The sequence below is a fragment of the Citrobacter sp. wls710 genome, assembly GCF_005281115.1.
Taxonomy (GTDB): domain Bacteria; phylum Pseudomonadota; class Gammaproteobacteria; order Enterobacterales; family Enterobacteriaceae; genus Citrobacter; species Citrobacter werkmanii.
The window spans coordinates 48,326-67,274 of the sequence record NZ_SZXD01000025.1; the positions used below are offsets into that span (position 1 = coordinate 48,326).

Here is an 18,949-nt window from a genome sequence, read left to right on the forward strand (position 1 = left end):
GACTTACGTTGAGTCGCCTTTTTTTATCCTTTGCAGGATCTGAATTTCTTCCAGAAAATTATTTACGAAGCATGACTTCGATAAAGTCTTTCCAGTTCCCCAGTTCACGTTCAATCATAACAACCTCTCTTATTATTATGAGCATTCTACGAAATCATCATCATCAAAAGAAGATCATTTAACCGATGGTTGTGATTACATCCTCCCGTGGTTGGGGTTTATGTGATCACTATGCGCTATACCCATAAATTTTATGTGACTTACTGCAATATTTTGAAATATTCATACATCATCTACTACTTTTGCAATTCTGATGGAAAAACAGGCTGATGCAAACAGGCAAATTCTGATTTTCATTTACGAGTTAGTTTTGGAACTTTCAGGAATCATTATTCACCATTGTTCAACAATGTTATATTTCTCTATAACGCCAGGATGACAATATGTATTATCCGTGTTCACACAACACGAGAATAAATATTCAAATTAAATCGATAAGGATTCAAATGATCACTCTCTACGGCATTAAAAATTGCGATACTATTAAAAAAGCCAGACGCTGGTTAGAAGAGCGAGGGATCGACTACCGCTTCCATGATTATCGCGTCGACGGACTGGACAACACGCTATTACAGTCTTTTATCAGCGAATTAGGTTGGGAGCCATTACTCAATACGCGTGGAACCACCTGGCGGAAACTGGATGAAGCCACGCGTAGCCAAATCACTACTGCGGACGCCGCCGCCGCGTTGATGATTGAAATGCCAGCAATTATCAAACGCCCATTGCTCTGCGCGCCGGGTAAGCCTATGCTGCTTGGTTTCAGTGAATCCAGTTATACTCTGTTTTTTAATGAGGTGTAGTCTATGTCGTGCCCGGTTATTGAGCTGACACAGCAGCTTATTCGCCGTCCTTCCCTGAGCCCGGATGATGCCGGGTGCCAGGCGTTAATGATTGAACGCCTGCGCGCGGTAGGTTTTACCGTTGAGCGTATGGATTTTGGTGACACACAGAATTTTTGGGCATGGCGCGGTAAAGGTGAGACTCTGGCATTTGCCGGTCACACTGACGTAGTGCCTGCCGGCGATGTCGATCGCTGGATTAATCCGCCGTTCGAACCGACCATTCGCGATGGCATGCTGTTTGGGCGTGGCGCTGCCGATATGAAAGGTTCACTGGCAGCGATGGTCGTGGCCGCAGAACGCTTTGTCGCCCAACATCCTAATCATCAGGGCCGTCTGGCGTTCCTGATAACCTCTGACGAAGAAGCCAGCGCCAAAAACGGCACCGTAAAGGTGGTTGAAGCGCTGATGGCGCGTAACGAACGCCTCGATTATTGTCTGGTAGGCGAACCATCCAGTACGGAAATCGTTGGCGACGTGGTGAAAAATGGTCGTCGTGGTTCGCTGACCTGCAACCTGACCATTCACGGCGTGCAAGGACACGTGGCCTACCCACATCTGGCTGATAACCCGGTACACCGCGCCGCGCCAATGCTCAATGAACTGGTGGCGATCGAGTGGGATCAGGGTAACGAGTTCTTCCCAGCGACCAGTATGCAGATTGCCAATATTCAGGCAGGAACCGGTAGCAACAACGTCATCCCTGGTGAGCTGTTCATCCAGTTTAACTTCCGTTTCAGCACCGAATTAAACGATGAAATGATTAAAGCCAGGGTGCTGGAACTGCTGGAAAAACATCAACTGCGTTATACCGTCGACTGGTGGCTCTCCGGTCAGCCGTTCCTGACCGCACGCGGTAAACTGGTGGATGCAGTAGTGAACGCCATTGAGCACTATAATGAAATTAAACCGCAGTTACTGACTACAGGCGGGACATCCGACGGGCGTTTTATTGCCCGCATGGGGGCACAGGTAGTAGAGCTTGGGCCGGTCAATGCCACCATTCATAAAATTAATGAATGCGTTAATGCCGCCGACCTGCAACTGCTTGCCCGTATGTATCAACGTATCATGGAGCAACTCGTCGCCTGATGAGTGTTCCTGCAAGAGGAAATGAGCATGGACTGGCTGGCAAAATATTGGTGGATTTTAGTATTGGTGTTTCTGGTAGGCGTATTGCTGAACGTTATCAAAGATCTCAAGCGCGTCGACCACAAGAAGTTTCTCGCTAATAAGCCAGAGCTTCCCCCGCATCGTGACTTTAACGATAAATGGGACGACGACGACGATTGGCCGAATAAGGATCAGCCGAAGAAATAATTTCCAGGCCGGATAACACATATCACATTGCTATCCGGCACTATCACTGACTGTCATGCCGGATGGCGGCTTCGCCTTATCCGGCCTACAGGTTAAATCATCTCAATCACATCATCATCGTTGGGCGTACCGCCACTCAGCGCTTCATCAAAGTAGTGTTTCGGTACGGTAAAACGCAGATGATCGAGCGCAAACTGCATGCTGTGTTCATCAATGGCGTGCCCCAGATTTTCGACGATATCCAGCGTCACATCCCCACCGGCGCGAATTAACGCTTCCTGAGCGTTAACGGCGTGAGATAACTCAATCACCCGGTCTTCACCGCCGTGAATCAAATGCACCGTCGTAGCCGTGGTTGCAACCTCGGGTAAGGTGGCATAGCGACCATTGAAAGCGATAACGCGCGATGCCAGCCCCGGCTCGGCTTTAATACTCTCAAGCGACATAATCGCCCCCTGAGAAAAACCAATCAGCGCGGTAGCCTGAGGTGAAACGCCGCTGTGCTTCTGCCAGTAGCGCACGGTTTCAATAAAGACCGGCATAATGGCGTCAACACGCGCCTGCCGGTTCTCTTCCGTTACGCCCTGAACCGAAAACCACTGACGTCCGGAAGGAGAACCAGAAGGCTCAGCCCCACCAATGCTGACGATGAGCGCATCCGGAAACAGCGGTGCAAACCAGGAGCCGATTTCGCCCATGGCAACCGGGTTATCGCCGACGCCATGAAACAGCAGCAGTAGCTGTTGAGCGGGTTTATCAGGACTTTGAACAACAAAATGGTCATGTTTCATGGCGATCTCCTTAACTGATGAGAATCATTCTACGCCGCTTAACCGCAATGACCATGTCAGTAAATTGAAGAAGTTAGTGAAAATTTTGCCATTGCATAATGCGATTTTGTAGCCGCTGTATACGTTCAGCATCCAGCTGTTTTAGCGCCTGCGCCGCCTCGGCCCGCTGAACGACCAGCAGTGCTTTACGCCCGGGGATCTTCAACTGCTGGCACAATTCGACATCGCTGCGTTTAGCCTGTAAGCGCCCCCGCAAGGCCGGGAGAGGTAACTCGCTGTGCTGAAGCAGACGAGTCAGACAGCCAAGCGACGTCAGTAATGGCCGATGGGCGAAAGCAAATCCGGCCAGCTCGTTCCAGTCATCCTCATTAAGCGTAGACTCTTTCAACGGGTCCAGCGGAATGCCCTCACCGTTCCACTGCGTAAGGATCTCCGCATCACGCCGCAGACGCTGGTGTTCGCGCCCGGCAAGGCGTTTTCCCGCTTCGCTAATAGGCAGTAACGCCATGGCGGTATAGCACCCGCTGCTGGCTTCGCGGTGATTGCCCATTCGCACCAGAACAAAACCACAGCGCTGCCAGAAACGCCAGAGTTCGACCGTATACCCAAAACTGACGGACAGATAGTCACACAGCGTGGAGTAACGCCGGGCCTGCATTATCAACTGCTGCCCGATACCTTCTCGCTGGCGAGCAGGATGAACCGCAATTCGGCTTACCCGCCGTCCAATGAGCGTTGCCGCCAACGGATCGCCACCGTGCGCCGCCAGTGACTGTGCAACCAGATTTCCACGTGGTCGGCGATATCCTGCCCAGACGGCCTGGCTTAATTCAGCAGATAGTCCCCCTTCATCCACCAACCAGACGGCTCCCGCCACCGAATCAGCACACGATGCCTGAAGAAAATGTTGGCCAGGTGCGTCCATCATCCGCCGCAGATCAAGTGGCGAGGTGCGATAGTGCGCCCCGGAAAGCAGTTGATATACCGCTACCGGCAGTGCCGGGTTGTCATGCCAGGATTGTTGTTCAAATGCCGAGAAATGGAGATCGCCCAACGGGGCATGCGTAAAAGTTTCGTCGTCAAACACCAGCGCATCGCTGACGATTTTCTCCAGAGGGCATCCCAGCGCCCAGCGTACGGGCTGTTGTAACTCATAACGTCGAAGATGGGGAAAGCGGGCGCAGAATTTCAACAAGAAGCCTCTGCCGGTTCCCTCATAGCCCTGAACGGTGGTGGTTAATAGCGTACGGGGAAAACGCGCGACTAACTGATGCAGTAGCGGCGCGGGAATTGCGGCGGCTTCATCAACGATAAGCCAGTCTGCGGTTGCAGAACTGCTTAACAACGCATCCGGGGCCATAAAGCGGTAACGTTCTGCGGCAAATTGCGCCAGCACATCGGTTGCCGCTTTAGCAGGCGCGGTAACAATAGCAGTCCCGTTGATACGTGCAATCAGTTGCCCCGCCAGCGCGGATTTTCCCCGACCACGCGCGGCCGTCACGGCAACCACGCCAGGAGGCATACCCAGCAACTGCGATAAAATCAGCGCCTGTTCAGGCTGAGGTTCACCGGTTGCCGCGTGCCAGTCGGCGCGAGCAGCAAAGTGGGGATATGTAGCAGGCTGATGCTGCTGCCAGTGCAACGCCTGTCCATCCTGGGAAATCACCCGTTTGATGTGTTCAACAAAATGTGGCGTTGGAATAGGGTCTGCGCAGTCGCTCCAGCGCAGTGAATCCGTGTCCGGATGCGTGTGCCAGCCATGCCAGGGGGGAGTCAGCAACACCAGCCAGCTCCCGGCGAGCAGCGTGCCGCTTAAGGCGGCAAACGCCGCAGCATCAAATCCCTGCCCGGCGTCAAAAACTGCATGATGGAATTCGCGCCCCAGTAATGTTTGCAGCGCCTGCGGCGTACAGTTCGGCTCAGCAGGGGCTTGCGCCCCTACCCATAGCCAGTCACCGGGTAACGCGTTGCGTAGTGCTAACGCTTGCGCCTGACACCAGCTATCCTCGCCGCTGATAACCAGCAAACGACGGATACCTTCGCGGGTCATCTGTTCAGTTAACGCACTCAGCGCCGTGTTATCAGACATCCCTGCCTCTGTATTTTAAATGCCTTTTCCAAAAGTATTGCACTGCCCCGGATCGCCGCTGTCAAAGCCGCGTTTGAACCAGGTAAAACGCTGTTCAGAGGTTCCGTGGGTAAAGCTGTCCGGTACAACGCGCCCTTGTCCTTGCTGCTGCAGGCGATCGTCGCCAATCGCCTGCGCGGCGTTCAGCGCCTCTTCCAGATCGCCGGACTCCAGCACGCCCTGCTGCTGCATACTATGGCCCCAGACGCCGGCAAAGCAATCCGCCTGCAGTTCCATACGCACGGAAAGACGGTTCACTTCAGCCTGTGAGGCATTCTGCTGCATCTGACGAACTTTCGGTTCAATACCCAGCAGTTTCTGCACGTGGTGGCCCACTTCATGGGCGATAACATAGCCCTGAGCAAAATCACCATCGGCGCCCAGCTTGTTTTTCATATCGTCGTAGAAGGAGAGGTCAATGTACACAGTGCCATCCGCCGGGCAGTAAAACGGCCCCATCACGGACTGGCCCGCGCCGCAGCCGGTACGTGTAGCGCCCCGATACATCACCAGCTTCGGCTGTTGATAGGTCCGGCCCATTTTTTCAAACTGCTGTCCCCAGGTATCCTCTGTGGTGGCCAGAATCACCGAGGTAAATTTTGCCGCTTCATCATCATTTGGGCTGATGGAGCGTGATGATTGCTGTTGGGAGACGGGTTGACCGGTCATTAACCCGGTGAGATCCACGCCATAATAACCTGCGACCAACACCACAATCAGCAGGATGATGCCGCCTTTACCACTGGGCAAACGAAAACCAGGCCCGCCCATAGAAGGGCCGCCGGAGCTATTTCGTCTGTCTTCTACATTGTCACTTTCACGACGCCCTTGCCAGCGCATAATCACCTCAACTTTTTATTCATTATGATGATGATCGTAGGCGGTTCGGAACAGGATTACCATAAGAAACAGTAATCAAAATCGGCGAGATTGATGAGCCGGTGAGCGATCGCCGGCTCAAAGGGGAATTAGTCTAACTTGACACCCAGGCGATGCGCGACGGCTTCATAGGCTTCGATCAGGCCGCCCAGGCTCTGGCGGAAGCGATCTTTGTCCATTTTATCCAGCGTTTCTTTATCCCACAGACGGCTACCGTCCGGTGAGAATTCATCACCCAGCACCACTTCACCTTTATACAAGCCAAACTCAAGTTTGAAATCGACCAGAATCAGGCCCGCATCATCGAACATCTTTTTCAGCACGTCGTTAGCTTTGTAGGTCAGCTCTTTCATGCGTGCCAGATTCTCTTTGCTCACCCAGCCAAAAGTTTCGCAATAGGAATCGTTAATCATTGGATCGTGCATAGCATCGTTTTTCAGGAACAGATCAAACAGCGGCGGATTCAGTTCAATACCTTCCTCAACGCCTAAACGCTTAACCAGTGAGCCTGCCGCGCGGTTACGCACCACACATTCAACCGGTACCATCTCCAGTTTTTTCACCAGACATTCGGTATCGGAAAGCAGTCGCTCCATCTGGGTAGGAATGCCCGCTTCTTGCAGTTTAGTCATAATGAAATGGTTGAACTTGTTATTCACCATGCCTTTACGGTCAAACTGTTCAATGCGCGCGCCATCCCCTGCTGACGTATCATTGCGGAATTCGAGCACCAACAGGTCCGGGTTTTCCGTGCTGTATACGGTCTTCGCTTTACCACGATACAACTCAGCTTGCTTTTGCATCTTTATTACTCCTGGGTGTGAATTAACGATAAATATTGCGTTTTTCTGCCGACGCACACGTTTGCGTATCATATCAGAAAAAAAGGGCTGGAGTTATCCAGCCCTTCATTTTTACTTACTGAACGCTGCCTGGAAGACAGCGACCAGCGCGTCGTTCTGGCTTTGCGTCAGGGTATGTCCCTTCGGATCGATAAACTGCATACTACTGCGGTTATCTAAATCACCGACCTGCAGTTTATAGTCGCCTGACACTAAACCTGGATCGCTTGCACCCAGTTCCTGCCAGCTGCTATCAGACAGCGGTTTGTAGGTCACAGCGATGCTGCCCTGAGAACGGGTACTGTCGGTCACTTTCATGCCCACTTTCTCAAGCGCTGCCGGCAGACGTTGCCAAACCACGTTGAACGGTCCACGCACCACCAGCATTGGTAAACCCGTGTCATCGGCGGCGCTCTGAACGTCCATGGTGGCTGCAGAGCGGTTCTGCGCGGCATTCGCAGCATCGGTGGCATTCTTATCCAGACCGGCAGAGATAACGTTCATCATCTCAGCGCTGTAACGCTGCATTGATGCCGCATCGGCTACGGGTTTACCCGCCTGCTCAAGGTTAGTCAGTTTCACCGTTACCGCTTGCTGATAGCCCTGCGGTTTAACCGAGATTTGATAACGTCCACGGTACTGCTCGTCTTCATCCAGACGGTTCCAGTCAACCCAGTCGGTGGTCAACGTCTGGCTGGCATCATCACGCTTAGCGATCGTGTAGTTTTTAGACTGAATGACGCTAACGACCTGTGGCCACAGCGTGTTGCCACGACCATTTTCCACCAGCAATGTCGACGTATCACCTGCGATCTGGGTACGAGCGCCAGTGACTAACGCTAACGGCTGAGCCGGTGGGCGAATGTCCAGCGCTTTACCCACGGCACCACTACCGTTGGTTACCGGGATATTATAGTCACCCGACATAACCGGCAGAATCATCCCAGCTGGCGCATGAAGCTCAGCAAGCGGTGCGGCCTCCAGATAGGATTCATCACCGCTCACCTGGCGCTTATAGCGCGAGTCAGAACTACAGGCCGCGAGCAACATAACAAGCGAAACACCCGCAACCTTGGCCAGGCGCGACTTTTGTACTGAGTAAGCCATCAAATCTCCCTAAACTTTACAGCAAACCGGCATGCTTAAGCGCCGCCTTGACGATTTCACGAGCATTGTCCGTGATTGGCGTCATCGGCAGACGCAGCGTATCGGTCGCCACAAGTCCCAACTCCTTACATGCCCATTTCACTGGGATAGGATTGGGTTCGACAAATAGTTTGTTGTGTAACGGCATCAGACGCTGGTTAATCACCCGCGCCTCGGCAAAATTCCCCGCTGCCGCCAGTTTGCACATTTCAGCCATATCACGTGCCGCAACGTTAGACGTTACGGAAATCACGCCATGACCACCGAGCTGCATAAAATCCAGTCCGGTCGCGTCATCACCGCTGAGCAGAATGAAGTCGTCTGAAACCAGCTCTTTGATCTGGTGAACGCGACTTAAGTTCCCCGTGGCCTCTTTAATAGCGATAATATTTTTTACTTTCGCCAGGCGGCCAACGGTTTCTGGCAGCATATCGCAGCCAGTACGGGACGGCACATTATACAGAATTTGCGGCAGGTCAGTATGTTCAGCGATGGCTTTGAAATGCTGGAACAAACCTTCCTGGGTTGGGCGGTTGTAGTACGGCGTCACCGTCAGGCAGCCGACAACACCGCTATCGTTGAAACGCTGCGTCAGACTAATGGCTTCTGCGGTCGCATTGGCGCCGGTTCCGGCAATAACCGGAATACGCCCGTCGGCCAGCTCCAGCGTCATCATCACCACATCGCCATGTTCATCATGACTCAGGGTGGCAGACTCACCAGTGGTGCCAACCGAAACGATCGCCGAGGTGCCGCTGGCGACATGATAATCAATCAGTTTTTTCAGGCTCGACCGGCAGACTTTACCTTTCTCATCCATCGGCGTAACAAGCGCGACAATACTTCCCGTGAACATGGGCCATCCTCTGTGCAAACAAGTGTCTCAATGGTACGTTTGGTACGACAATAAAAGCAAGCGACCAGAGCCGTTCTGATTGTTGTATGCATGTTTTTTTTATGCTTTCCTTATGATTACCTCACCGCTCAAAGGAAGAACAGGTTTGACATCGTCATCGCAACACTATCTGGTCATTACTGCGCTGGGTGCCGACCGCCCAGGAATTGTGAACACCATCACGCGTCATGTCAGCAGTTGCGGCTGTAATATCGAAGACAGCCGACTGGCGATGCTGGGTGACGAATTCACATTTATCATGCTGCTGTCAGGCACCTGGAATGCCATCACCCTGATTGAATCAACCTTGCCGTTGAAAGGCGCTGAGCTGGATTTATTGATTGTCATGAAGCGCACGACTGCGCGGCCCCGCCCAGCGATGCCCGCCACGGTATGGGTACAGGTCGATGTCCCCGATTCTCCACATTTGATTGAACGCTTTACCGCCCTGTTTGACAGCCACCAAATGAATATTGCGGAACTGGTTTCACGCACGCAACCGGCTGAAAATGGAAAGACGGCACAGCTGTTTATTCAAATTACCGCACATAGTCCTGCGTCACATGACGCGGCAAATATTGAAGATGCGTTTAAAGCACTCTGTACAGAACTCAATGCGCAAGGCAGTATTAACGTCGTCAATTACTCACAGCATGATGAACAGGATGGAGTTAAGTAATGAACCCACTGAAAGCCGGTGATATCGCACCGAAATTTAGCTTGCCGGATCAAGACGGAGAACAAGTTAATTTAACCGACTTCCAGGGACAGCGTGTTCTGGTTTATTTTTACCCGAAAGCCATGACACCCGGCTGTACCGTACAGGCCTGCGGCCTGCGCGATAACATGGATGAGTTAAAAAAAGCAGGTGTTGAAGTGCTGGGAATCAGCACCGATAAACCGGAAAAACTTTCCCGATTCGCTGAGAAAGAAGTTCTTAACTTCACGCTCTTGTCCGACGAAGATCATCAGGTTTGCGAGCAGTTCGGCGTCTGGGGTGAGAAGTCATTTATGGGCAAAACCTACGATGGCATCCACCGCATCAGCTTCCTGATTGATGCTGAAGGGAAAATCGAGCATGTGTTTGATAACTTCAAAACCAGCAATCACCACGACGTGGTAATGAATTGGCTGAAAGAGAACGCCTGATTCACGTTTTGCAGAAAAAAGCCTGATGGCGACGCTACGCGTGTTATCAGGCTTCGATCTGCACAAACCCGTAGGCCGGATAAGGCGTTTACGCCGCCATCCAGCATCAACCTCGGTTATTCAAACGTCCCTTTGACGCAGGCTTTTTTCGCTCTGACTACGGTTTTTCCCTTCGCCCACAGGTGATTCACCTCCAGCGCGTCGTTCAGCACCAGAATGTCCGCATCGCATCCCACCGCCAGACGCCCTTTATGCTCCAGTCCTAAAAACTCTGCCACCGTACGCGTCAGCGGACACAGCGCCTGTTCCAACGGCACAGCATGCACCTTCACCAACTGACGCACCGTTTCCGCCAGGGATTCAAACCCCGCGACGCCAATCCCGGTGAGATTACCTGACTCATCAAATTCCGGCTGGCTGCCGTTGCCGTCCGAGCTTAAGGTAATGCGCGACAGCGGCACATTTTGGCGCAGCGCCGTGGCAATAGCCGTGGCCGGATCAACAGGCTCATCAATGCTGCTGGTAATGTCGATATAACCGCCCTGGCGGGCATACTCCAGTGCCGCCTGGAACAAAGGTTCCGCACGATTAACGTGTGTCGGTAACAGTTTAGTTATCGGCACGTCGCAGTTTTCAAGGATCTGATACAACGGTTCCAGCATGCGCGGGCTGTCGCCCATATGGAAAACGCTGATTCCCGGTTTACGCCCCAGTAATCCACCGACGCGCGACTGCGCCGCCATGTTCGCCAGTGCCTGAGTATCTGGTGCTGAAGAACGATGGTCCGAAATCGCACACTTCACGCCAATCACTTTATCGATCAGCGCCACGTCGCGATCGATGCTGCCGGTGATAGTCGGGGAAGGCAGAGAGTACGCCCCGGTCAGCATCCAGGCGCTGATACCTTCAAACTCCAGCGCGCGGGTTTTCGCCAGCAGCGACTCCGGATGACGGGTAATACCATCTGTGCCCAGTAATCCCACCACCGAAGTGACCCCTGCTTCAACCAACCGTGACAAACGCACTTCCGGCGTGCGGGTGTGCGGCCCCGCTTCTCCGCCGCCGCCAATCAAATGGACGTGCTGATCGATAAACCCAGGACACACAATCGCGCCGTCAAGATTGACACACTCACAGCCGGGAAAGTCTTCCAGGGAAATCGACGGCGCGATGGCAACAATTTTGCTGCCGGACACCAGTATATCCTGTCGGCCTAAATCTTCCGGCGCGTACACATGTCCCTGCTGGAACAACGTCAAATCAAGAATTGAACAGTTCATAACCTTCCTTGTCAGGCAATAACCTGCATGACCCAAATAGAGAGCAGTGCATTAATGACGCACACCGCAATAATAAGCGGATAGTAACGAGGATGGACCCCCGCTGTCCCCAGACAACGTCCCACATTTTGCACCGGGTTACCCATCAGGTAGATAGCGGGTAACAATACCGTAGCATCATGTCCCGAAAGCGTACCGGCAACAACCAGGCTGGCGCAAACACCGACGCCACCTCCCATACTCATTACCGCCGCCAGCAGGACGGTGGCAGATTCGCCAGGCAGCCCCCATAGCGCCATAACCGGCTCACATACCCGCCCGACAATCTCGAGCAGCCCCGTCACTTTCAGCGCCTGAATAATCACAAACGCCATCACCACGTTCGGCAACAGGCTGGTTGTTGCTATGGTAAACCCGCGCCGTGCGCCATCGATAAACATATCCATGACGTTTTTACGTACCTGAGTTGTCATCTCATGCCTCCTGCTGCGTACGGCGATTTTCCAACTGCGTAATCCATAAGCGCAGCAGGTTAGCCCCCACAAATTTGAACACGAGGATCACCGCCAGCGGCGTAATCACCGGAACGGTAACCATCGTAAACAGCGCGGCTCCCGAGGAAAAATAGTTGGTAATACAGGCGCTGCCACTGGTTTGCCAGCAGGCAAAAATGGCACGTTCCTGTTCAGTGATAATGCCCTCTTCAGCCATCTCTTTCGTCATCCCGGCCGCGGCATCGGTATTTTGCAAATTCGCGATCAGCGCCAGCGAACAAACACCTGGAATGCCGAGTAACGGGCGCAGGACAGGTGTCATCAACTGTTGTGCGGCGCGCAATCCACCTAACCCTTCGGTGACGGAAATAATCCCCAGAGAAAGAATGACGGAAGGTGCCAGCTCCAGTGCGAATAAAAAGCCATCTTTAGCGCCCATACCACCCGTGCCGCGAAAAGAGATCGCCGTATCGCCTGCCGCATTAACTTTCCCAAACGCACCGTTGAGGACGGTGAAGTCAAAAACCCGCCACCATTCGGTACTTTTCGCAAACATGCCGGAAAAAAGAATTATTGTAATTAAAAAAGCGAGATAACCGCCCCATCCCACCTTTTGCTGCGTGTGTGTGTTGTGACCCATTTTGTTCTCCTGTTGGCCTTATCCTTGCGTGACGAAAAGACATCACGTTGGTCAAGTTAAAGACAAATGCGGAGAAAAACGACACCAGAGGAGATTATTCAGAATGTGTGGATAGAGGTCAGACAAGTTCAGTTCCGGCGACATTGCATCACCGGAGTTTGCAGATTAAGGTTCGTCAACGGCCTGACCGTCAGGCCAGGCATGCATGACGGCTTTGATGAGCGTCGCCAGAGGAATCGCAAAGAATACGCCCCAGAACCCCCATAGCCCGCCAAAAATCACGACCGACAGAATAATCACCAGCGGATGCAGGTTAACGGCCTCGGAGAACAGTACGGGGACCAGCAGATTACCGTCCAGCGCCTGGATTATCAGGTACACGGCAAAGCAGCTCCAGAATTCGGTGCCAAGCCCGAACTGGAACAACGCCACCCCAACGACCGGGATCGTCACCACAAAAGCGCCGATATATGGGATCAAAACCGAGAACCCCACCAGCACCGCCAGTAGCAGAGAATAGTTAAGGCCAAACAGCAGGAATCCAAGCCAGGTCGCCACACCAACCACCACCATTTCCAACACTTTACCGCGGATATAGTTGGTGATTTGCTGGTTCATCTCTTTCCATACCTGTCCCGCCAGCCCGCGATTACGCGGTAGCACCCGGCGCACGGCGTTCAGCATCTGGCCTTTATCTTTGATCAGGAAGAACACCATCAACGGGACAAGCACCAGATAAACCGCCAGCGTGAGTAATCCGACCAGGGAGGCTAACGAATATTTCACCACCGAATCCCCCATGGTGAGCATTCGCGAGCGCATATTCTCCGCCATCGCATCAATAATGCCCGCATCCATCAGCGCCGGATAACGTCGTGGTAAAGTGGCGGCAAAATCAGATAATTTATTGAGCATACCGGGCATATCGCGGATCAGGTAGATCCCCTGCTGCCACGCGACGGGCATCACGACAAACGCCATCAGCAGCAAAATGCCGACAAACACCACCAGCACGATTGATGTCGCCCAGCGCCGTGAGCAGCCGATATGTTCCAGCCGTACAGTCGGCCACTCAAGCAGGTACGCCAACACAATGGCGACCAACAGCGGCGCCAAAAGACCGCTAAAGAAGAACAGGATGCCAAAACCGGCAACCAGAATAATTAGCAGGGCGATGGCCTCGGGGTCGCTAAAGCGGCGGCGATACCATTGCATCAACATTTCGAGCATAAAACCCTTCCATGAACCCAATAGCGGGATTGCGATCCCGAATTGTATCGAAATGTCACAAAAAAGACTTCGCTTTTTATGGCTGATTACGCAAAGTGAAAAGACATTTTTCCTGGGTGTTCATCGTCAGGTTTCACAGTTAAACTTCCTAAGCTTGCGGAGTGTGAACGATACTTCACGGCATTGGTCAAATGGCTATCTCAAAAAAGAATACAGGACAGAGGTTATGTTCAGGCAGTTGAAAAAAAACCTGGTTGCTACCCTCATTGCCGCACTGACCATCGGTCAGGTTGCGCCCGCATTTGCTGACCCCGCGGACACACTGCCTGATATGGGAACCTCGGCAGGGAGTACCCTTTCCATAGGACAGGAAATGCAGATGGGCGATTTTTACGTACGCCAGCTGCGAGGCAGCGCGCCGTTAATTAACGATCCGCTGCTGACCCAATATATTAATAGTCTGGGGATGCGTTTAGTTGCCCACGCCGACTCGGTAAAAACGCCTTTCACCTTCTTTTTAATCAACAACGATGAAATCAACGCCTTTGCTTTCTTTGGCGGTAACGTTGTCCTGCACTCCGCGTTATTCCGCTATTCCGATAACGAAAGCCAGCTGGCATCGGTTATGGCGCACGAAATTTCCCACGTCACGCAGCGTCACCTGGCACGTGCGATGGAAGATCAGAAACGCAGCGCCCCGCTAACGTGGGTCGGTGCGTTAGGCTCCATTTTATTAGCGATGGCCAGCCCCCAGGCGGGTATGGCGGCGCTGACCGGTACGCTGGCGGGTACGCGCCAGGGAATGATCAGCTTTACGCAGCAAAACGAACAGGAAGCGGACCGCATCGGTATTCAGGTACTGCAACGTTCGGGATTCGATCCCCAGGCCATGCCGACGTTCCTGGAAAAACTGCTCGATCAGGCCCGTTACTCTTCGCGTCCACCGGAAATTTTGCTGACCCACCCCCTGCCAGAAAGCCGTCTGGCAGATGCGCGTAACCGCGCCAACCAGATGCGCCCGGTCGTCGTCCAGTCTTCAGAAGATTTTTATCTGGCCAAGGCGCGTACCTTAGGCATGTATAACTCTGGCCGCAATCAGTTGACCGATGACTTACTGAGTAACTGGTCGAAAGGCAACGTACGCGAGCAACGTGCGGCGCAGTATGGCCGCGCACTCCAGGCGATGGAAGCCAGTAAATACGACGAGGCGCGTAAAGCGCTGCAACCATTGCTGACGGCTGACCCTAACAATGCCTGGTATCTCGACCTGGCAACGGATATCGATCTCGGACAGAAGAAAACCGGCGACGCTATTAATCGCCTTAAAAATGCTCGAGACCTGCGAGTCAACCCGGTACTGCAGCTCAATCTGGCAAATGCGTATTTACAGGGCGGACAAGCCAAAGAAGCAGCCAATATCCTGAATCGTTATACGTTTAACCACAAGGATGACCCTAACGGCTGGGATTTGTTAGCGCAAACGGAGGCCGGTCTCGGTAACCGCGATCAGGAACTGGCGGCTCGCGCGGAAGGGTATGCCCTTGCAGGACGTCTTGACCAGGCGATTTCGATGCTCAGCAGCGCAAGTTCGCAGGTTAAACTGGGAAGCCAGCAGCAGGCCAGATACGACGCCCGTATCGACCAGTTGCGCCAACTGCAAGAACGCTTTAAACCGTATACGAAAATGTAACAGGAAAAAAAATGTCAGACGCGATTAAAATCTACCATAACCCACGTTGTTCCAAGAGCCGCGAAACGCTGGAATTACTGAAGTCCAACGGCGTGGACCCGGAAGTGGTGCTGTATCTGGACACTCCGGCTGACGCCGCAACCCTGCGTGAACTGCTGCAGATGCTGGGGATGTCCAGCGCGCGTGAACTGATGCGCCAGAAAGAAGATCTCTACAAGTCGCTTAACCTGGCGGACAAAAATTTGAGTGAAGATGCGCTGATTCAGGCCATGGTAGACAACCCGAAACTGATGGAGCGCCCAATTGTGGTGGCCAAAGGCCAGGCGCGGATTGGACGTCCGCCGGAGCAGGTACTGGAAATCGTCGGTTAAGCTGAAGCCAGCCGCAGTCTTTTCGGCTGCGGCGTTTACAGTTTCAAAATCTCTTTTACGAACGGAATGGTCAGCTTACGCTGGGCGGTGATCGATGCGTGATCAAGCTGATCCAACGTCATAAACAGCGTACGCATTTCCCGATCCAAACGTTTAAGCAGGAAACGTCCCACATCTTCCGGCAGTTCAAACCCACGAAGTCTGGCGCGTAATTGTAACGCCTGCAGCTTATCTTCATCAGAAAGCGGCTGCAGCTTGTAGATTTGTCCCCAGTCCAGGCGCGAAGCGAGATCCGGTAACCCCAGATTGAGCTGCCTGGGTGGGCGATCGCCGGTGATCAGCAATCGCGTTTTTCCCGACTCCAGAATACGGTTATAGAGATCAAAGATCGCCATTTCCCACAGCGAATCACCGGCCACACATTCGATGTTATCGATGCATACCAGCGATAAATGCTCCATACCGTCGAGCACCTCGGGAACAAACCAGGTGCGCTTATCGAGCGGCACGTAGCCTACCGCGTCGCCGCGTGCAGACAGTTCCGCACAGGCTGCATGCAGCAAATGACTACGGCCAGCGCCTTCACGCGACCAGAGATAAATATACCCGCTATGTTCCTGACGCAGCACGTTTTGCAGTGCAGCCAGTAAAGAGGAGTTATCCCCCGGCCAGAAACTTGCAAACGTTTCGTCGTCAGGAAGATAAAGTGGCAGAGAGAGCTGTGCCGGTGTGTTCAGAGATACCTCAACCCAGGATTTCATAAAATCGCGTTGAGTTTAACACAGAAATACGTCGCGATAGAACCGGGCAGCGATGCCACCCGGTCAGAGACTCACTGTTGCGGGCTGTCTGCATCTTTTGCGTCGAGCACCACTTCTTCCGGACGCAGCAGGCTGATGACTTTGAAAATCAGGCTCAGGCAGACGCCGACAATGGTCGCCAGCGCCATACCTTTCAGCTCTGCGGCACCGATATGAACTTTCGCCCCACTCACACCAATGATCAAAATGACAGAGGTCAGGATCAGGTTCTGAGCTTTGTTGTAGTCAACTTTTGATTCGATCAGTACGCGAATACCGGAAGCGCCAATCACGCCGTACAGTAACAGCGATACGCCGCCCATGACCGGCAGTGGGATGATCTGAATCGCCGCCGCCAGTTTGCCCACACAGGAGAGCAGGATGGCAAAAATCGCGGCGCCGCCAATAACCCAGGTACTGTATACGCGGGTAATCGCCATGACGCCGATATTTTCGCCATACGTGGTGTTCGGCGTAGAGCCGAAGAAACCGGAGATCACCGTAGACAGACCGTTGGCGAACATGGAACGATGCAGGCCAGGATCGCGAACCAAATCTTTTTTCACGATATTTGCCGTCACCACCAGGTGTCCGACGTGTTCAGCAATAACCACCAGCGCAGCAGGCAGGATGGTCAGAATGGCAACCCATTCAAAACGCGGCGTGTAGAAAGTCGGCAGCGCAAACCAGTGCGCCTGGGCAATCGGCGTAGTGTCCACGACGCCCATCACAAAAGAAAGTGCATAACCGGCTAACACCCCAATCAGAATCGGGATAATCGCCATAAAACCGCGGAATAGTACGGAGCCAAATACCGTCACCGCCAGCGTCACCATTGAGATGATGATGGTTTTCGAATCCGGTAATTGCCCTTCGGCAGGCAGTAACCCCGCCATGCCTGCGGCGACGCCCGCCAGTTCCAGGCCGATGACGGCAACGATTGCGCCCATCGCCGCCGGAGGGAACATCACATCCAGCCAGCCGGTGCCTGCTTTCTTAACGATGAAAGAAACCAGGCAGAACAGCACGCCGCACATAATGAAACCGCCCAGCGCCACTTCATAACCTAACGGCAACAGCAGCAGCACCGGAGAAATAAACGCAAAGCTGGAACCGAGGTACGCGGGGATTTTACCCTTACAGATAAAGAGATACAGCAACGTACCAATGCCGTTAAACAGCAAAACGGTAGCCGGGTTGATGTGGAACAGGACTGGCACCAGTACCGTTGCGCCAAACATGGCGAACAGGTGCTGTAAACTAAGCGGGATTGTCTGTAAAAGCGGCGGTCTTTCACTTACCCCGATAGCACGGCGCGTCATAGTGTTTTCCTCTGAGTGTTGTTTGTTATTAGCGATTAGCTTGTTGTATTCAAAAAAAAGCCGACTCTTAAAGTCGGCTTCTTTTCACTTATTCGTTTACTTGGTACCAAAAATCTTATCGCCGGCATCGCCAAGCCCCGGAATAATGTATCCGTGCTCGTTCAGCCCCTGATCGATGGAGGCCGTGTACAGCTCAACATCCGGGTGCGCTTTTTCCAGCGCCGCGATACCTTCCGGCGCCGCAACCAGCACCAACACTTTGATGCTGGTGCAGCCTGCATTTTTCAGCAGGTCAATAGTGGCGATAACGGAACCGCCGGTCGCCAGCATCGGGTCAACGATCAGCGCCATACGCTCATCGATGTTAGAAACCAGCTTCTGGAAATACGGAACCGGCTCCAGCGTTTCTTCGTTACGGTACATACCGACAACGCTGATACGCGCGCTCGGAACGTTTTCCAGTACACCTTCCATCATACCCAGACCGGCACGCAGGATTGGCACAACGGTGATTTTTTTACCTTTGATTTGGTCTACTTCAACCGGACCGTTCCAGCCTTCAATGGTCACCTTTTCGGTTTCCAGGCCTGCGGTTGCTTCATAAGTCAGCAGGCTGCCAACTTCCGAGGCGAGTTCACGAAAGCGTTTAGTGCTGATATCGTTTTCACGCATCAGTCCCAGCTTGTGTTTGACGAGTGGGTGTTTGACTTCCACGATCTTCATACTCTTCTCCTTTCCTCAGACGAGTGGCAACCACAAAAAAAATCGCCGGATTATACCGCTTTTCGTCTCTGGCGCAACACTGCATCCGCTTGATATGGATCAACCAAAGTCGTTTGCGTCTGGATGATGAGTATAAAACAAGGTCCGAGCTAATGGCGGGGCCTGCATTCAATACCATGAATTTTAAAGATATTAAGCATTATTCTGGATGAAGTGTTAATACCATGAAAAAGATTTCTTAGGCGAGCGTGCTAAGCCCCACTACCGTCATTATTTTTATCGATGAAGATAAGCCCGCAGCTTGCTCTGTGCAAAACACTCTCCGTGAGGTCCGTAACAGAAAAAAG

21 protein-coding genes are annotated in these 18,949 nt (G+C 52.9%); 7 read left to right on the top strand and 14 right to left on the bottom strand.

Annotation, left to right across the window (positions count from 1 at the left end):
- Positions 1 to 58: 58 nt before the first annotated feature.
- Positions 59 to 118, bottom strand: a complete 60-nt coding sequence (gene ypfM / locus FDX14_RS08485) for a protein YpfM (protein WP_001386977.1) — start codon at positions 116 to 118, stop codon at positions 59 to 61.
- Positions 119 to 506: 388 nt separating this feature from the next.
- On the opposite strand from ypfM, the gene FDX14_RS08490 reads away from it, so the two are divergent.
- From FDX14_RS08490 to FDX14_RS08500, 3 genes are read left to right on the top strand one after another with little or no spacing between them, the layout of a single operon-like run.
- Positions 507 to 863 carry an ArsC family reductase gene (locus tag FDX14_RS08490; RefSeq protein ID WP_137349340.1) on the top strand — a complete coding sequence of 119 codons (357 nt, stop codon included), beginning with the start codon at positions 507 to 509 and terminating at the stop codon, positions 861 to 863.
- Positions 864 to 866: 3 nt separating this feature from the next.
- Positions 867 to 1,994 carry a succinyl-diaminopimelate desuccinylase gene (gene dapE, locus FDX14_RS08495; protein ID WP_042306881.1) on the top strand — a complete coding sequence of 376 codons (1,128 nt, stop codon included), beginning with the start codon at positions 867 to 869 and terminating at the stop codon, positions 1,992 to 1,994.
- Positions 1,995 to 2,021: 27 nt separating this feature from the next.
- Positions 2,022 to 2,222 carry a YpfN family protein gene (locus tag FDX14_RS08500; RefSeq protein WP_003835080.1) on the top strand — a complete coding sequence of 67 codons (201 nt, stop codon included), beginning with the start codon at positions 2,022 to 2,024 and terminating at the stop codon, positions 2,220 to 2,222.
- Between the two features lie 92 nt (positions 2,223 to 2,314).
- Here the strand turns inward: FDX14_RS08500 and ypfH are convergent, their stop codons facing one another.
- The 6 genes from ypfH to dapA form a co-directional block, all read right to left on the bottom strand.
- Positions 2,315 to 3,013, bottom strand: coding sequence for an esterase (ypfH, locus tag FDX14_RS08505; protein WP_079223175.1), 699 nt, complete (start codon positions 3,011 to 3,013; stop codon positions 2,315 to 2,317).
- A gap of 73 nt (positions 3,014 to 3,086) precedes the next feature.
- Complete coding sequence (locus FDX14_RS08510) at positions 3,087 to 5,102, bottom strand: tRNA(Met) cytidine acetyltransferase TmcA (RefSeq protein WP_137349341.1); 2,016 nt, start codon at positions 5,100 to 5,102, stop codon at positions 3,087 to 3,089.
- Positions 5,103 to 5,117: 15 nt separating this feature from the next.
- Positions 5,118 to 5,981 carry a KPN_02809 family neutral zinc metallopeptidase gene (gene ypfJ, locus FDX14_RS08515; protein ID WP_032944186.1) on the bottom strand — a complete coding sequence of 288 codons (864 nt, stop codon included), beginning with the start codon at positions 5,979 to 5,981 and terminating at the stop codon, positions 5,118 to 5,120.
- A gap of 128 nt (positions 5,982 to 6,109) precedes the next feature.
- Entirely contained in the window at positions 6,110 to 6,823 is a 714-nt protein-coding gene (gene purC, locus FDX14_RS08520) for a phosphoribosylaminoimidazolesuccinocarboxamide synthase (protein ID WP_003835086.1), read from the bottom strand.
- Between the two features lie 111 nt (positions 6,824 to 6,934).
- Positions 6,935 to 7,969 carry an outer membrane protein assembly factor BamC gene (bamC, locus tag FDX14_RS08525; RefSeq protein ID WP_038642564.1) on the bottom strand — a complete coding sequence of 345 codons (1,035 nt, stop codon included), beginning with the start codon at positions 7,967 to 7,969 and terminating at the stop codon, positions 6,935 to 6,937.
- A gap of 16 nt (positions 7,970 to 7,985) precedes the next feature.
- Positions 7,986 to 8,864: a 4-hydroxy-tetrahydrodipicolinate synthase gene (dapA, locus tag FDX14_RS08530; protein WP_016153972.1), complete on the bottom strand. Its 879-nt coding sequence runs from the start codon at positions 8,862 to 8,864 to the stop codon at positions 7,986 to 7,988.
- 145 nt (positions 8,865 to 9,009) lie between these two features.
- On the opposite strand from dapA, the gene FDX14_RS08535 reads away from it, so the two are divergent.
- The gene (locus FDX14_RS08535) at positions 9,010 to 9,582 is read left to right on the top strand and encodes a glycine cleavage system transcriptional repressor (protein WP_038642566.1); all 573 of its coding nucleotides are present in this window, start codon (positions 9,010 to 9,012) and stop codon (positions 9,580 to 9,582) included.
- On the top strand, positions 9,582 to 10,052 hold the full coding sequence (gene bcp / locus FDX14_RS08540; protein ID WP_038642568.1) for a thioredoxin-dependent thiol peroxidase: 471 nt from the start codon (positions 9,582 to 9,584) through the stop codon (positions 10,050 to 10,052). Before FDX14_RS08535 ends, bcp begins: the two co-directional genes overlap by 1 nt.
- A 116-nt stretch (positions 10,053 to 10,168) precedes the next feature.
- On the opposite strand, the gene iadA is transcribed toward bcp, so the two are convergent.
- From iadA to FDX14_RS08560, 4 genes are all read right to left on the bottom strand, one after another.
- Positions 10,169 to 11,332, bottom strand: a complete 1,164-nt coding sequence (iadA, locus tag FDX14_RS08545; RefSeq protein WP_137349342.1) for a beta-aspartyl-peptidase — start codon at positions 11,330 to 11,332, stop codon at positions 10,169 to 10,171.
- An 11-nt stretch (positions 11,333 to 11,343) separates the two neighbouring features.
- Positions 11,344 to 11,805 carry a YjiG family protein gene (locus tag FDX14_RS08550; RefSeq protein ID WP_003037948.1) on the bottom strand — a complete coding sequence of 154 codons (462 nt, stop codon included), beginning with the start codon at positions 11,803 to 11,805 and terminating at the stop codon, positions 11,344 to 11,346.
- Between the two features lies 1 nt (position 11,806).
- Positions 11,807 to 12,466 carry a nucleoside recognition domain-containing protein gene (locus tag FDX14_RS08555; RefSeq protein ID WP_061382181.1) on the bottom strand — a complete coding sequence of 220 codons (660 nt, stop codon included), beginning with the start codon at positions 12,464 to 12,466 and terminating at the stop codon, positions 11,807 to 11,809.
- A gap of 165 nt (positions 12,467 to 12,631) precedes the next feature.
- Positions 12,632 to 13,696: an AI-2E family transporter gene (locus FDX14_RS08560; protein WP_006683504.1), complete on the bottom strand. Its 1,065-nt coding sequence runs from the start codon at positions 13,694 to 13,696 to the stop codon at positions 12,632 to 12,634.
- 226 nt (positions 13,697 to 13,922) lie between these two features.
- Here FDX14_RS08560 and bepA point away from each other — a divergent pair, with 226 nt between their 5' ends.
- Positions 13,923 to 15,386, top strand: a complete 1,464-nt coding sequence (gene bepA / locus FDX14_RS08565; protein ID WP_042306868.1) for a beta-barrel assembly-enhancing protease — start codon at positions 13,923 to 13,925, stop codon at positions 15,384 to 15,386.
- 11 nt (positions 15,387 to 15,397) lie between these two features.
- The gene (gene arsC, locus FDX14_RS08570) at positions 15,398 to 15,757 is read left to right on the top strand and encodes an arsenate reductase (glutaredoxin) (protein WP_042306866.1); all 360 of its coding nucleotides are present in this window, start codon (positions 15,398 to 15,400) and stop codon (positions 15,755 to 15,757) included.
- A gap of 35 nt (positions 15,758 to 15,792) precedes the next feature.
- Here the strand turns inward: arsC and FDX14_RS08575 are convergent, their stop codons facing one another.
- The 3 genes from FDX14_RS08575 to upp all read right to left on the bottom strand — a co-directional run bounded on the left by FDX14_RS08575 (position 15,793) and on the right by upp (position 18,602).
- A complete protein-coding gene (locus tag FDX14_RS08575) occupies positions 15,793 to 16,494 on the bottom strand; it encodes a DnaA inactivator Hda (RefSeq protein WP_211924219.1) in 702 nt (233 codons plus the stop codon).
- 95 nt (positions 16,495 to 16,589) lie between these two features.
- On the bottom strand, positions 16,590 to 17,879 hold the full coding sequence (uraA, locus tag FDX14_RS08580) for a uracil permease (RefSeq protein WP_042306864.1): 1,290 nt from the start codon (positions 17,877 to 17,879) through the stop codon (positions 16,590 to 16,592).
- A 96-nt stretch (positions 17,880 to 17,975) separates the two neighbouring features.
- Positions 17,976 to 18,602 (bottom strand): uracil phosphoribosyltransferase, encoded by a 627-nt coding sequence (gene upp / locus FDX14_RS08585; RefSeq protein ID WP_003835110.1) that lies wholly within the window; start codon positions 18,600 to 18,602, stop codon positions 17,976 to 17,978.
- Positions 18,603 to 18,949 lie beyond the last annotated feature (347 nt).

Bases quoted from the DNA above. Each gene is read 5' to 3' on its own strand.
- ypfJ (WP_032944186.1), bottom strand. From the start codon at position 5,981: ATGCGCTGGCAAGGGCGTCGTGAAAGTGACAATGTAGAAGACAGACGA.
- bepA (WP_042306868.1), top strand. From the start codon at position 13,923: ATGTTCAGGCAGTTGAAAAAAAACCTGGTTGCTACCCTCATTGCCGCA.
- bamC (WP_038642564.1), bottom strand. From the start codon at position 7,969: ATGGCTTACTCAGTACAAAAGTCGCGCCTGGCCAAGGTTGCGGGTGTT.
- FDX14_RS08490 (WP_137349340.1), top strand. From the start codon at position 507: ATGATCACTCTCTACGGCATTAAAAATTGCGATACTATTAAAAAAGCC.
- arsC (WP_042306866.1), top strand. From the start codon at position 15,398: ATGTCAGACGCGATTAAAATCTACCATAACCCACGTTGTTCCAAGAGC.
- FDX14_RS08510 (WP_137349341.1), bottom strand. From the start codon at position 5,102: ATGTCTGATAACACGGCGCTGAGTGCGTTAACTGAACAGATGACCCGC.
- FDX14_RS08560 (WP_006683504.1), bottom strand. From the start codon at position 13,696: ATGCTCGAAATGTTGATGCAATGGTATCGCCGCCGCTTTAGCGACCCC.
- FDX14_RS08555 (WP_061382181.1), bottom strand. From the start codon at position 12,466: ATGGGTCACAACACACACACGCAGCAAAAGGTGGGATGGGGCGGTTAT.
- dapE (WP_042306881.1), top strand. From the start codon at position 867: ATGTCGTGCCCGGTTATTGAGCTGACACAGCAGCTTATTCGCCGTCCT.
- bcp (WP_038642568.1), top strand. From the start codon at position 9,582: ATGAACCCACTGAAAGCCGGTGATATCGCACCGAAATTTAGCTTGCCG.
- uraA (WP_042306864.1), bottom strand. From the start codon at position 17,879: ATGACGCGCCGTGCTATCGGGGTAAGTGAAAGACCGCCGCTTTTACAG.
- FDX14_RS08550 (WP_003037948.1), bottom strand. From the start codon at position 11,805: ATGACAACTCAGGTACGTAAAAACGTCATGGATATGTTTATCGATGGC.
- iadA (WP_137349342.1), bottom strand. From the start codon at position 11,332: ATGAACTGTTCAATTCTTGATTTGACGTTGTTCCAGCAGGGACATGTG.
- ypfH (WP_079223175.1), bottom strand. From the start codon at position 3,013: ATGAAACATGACCATTTTGTTGTTCAAAGTCCTGATAAACCCGCTCAA.
- FDX14_RS08500 (WP_003835080.1), top strand. From the start codon at position 2,022: ATGGACTGGCTGGCAAAATATTGGTGGATTTTAGTATTGGTGTTTCTG.
- purC (WP_003835086.1), bottom strand. From the start codon at position 6,823: ATGCAAAAGCAAGCTGAGTTGTATCGTGGTAAAGCGAAGACCGTATAC.
- upp (WP_003835110.1), bottom strand. From the start codon at position 18,602: ATGAAGATCGTGGAAGTCAAACACCCACTCGTCAAACACAAGCTGGGA.
- dapA (WP_016153972.1), bottom strand. From the start codon at position 8,864: ATGTTCACGGGAAGTATTGTCGCGCTTGTTACGCCGATGGATGAGAAA.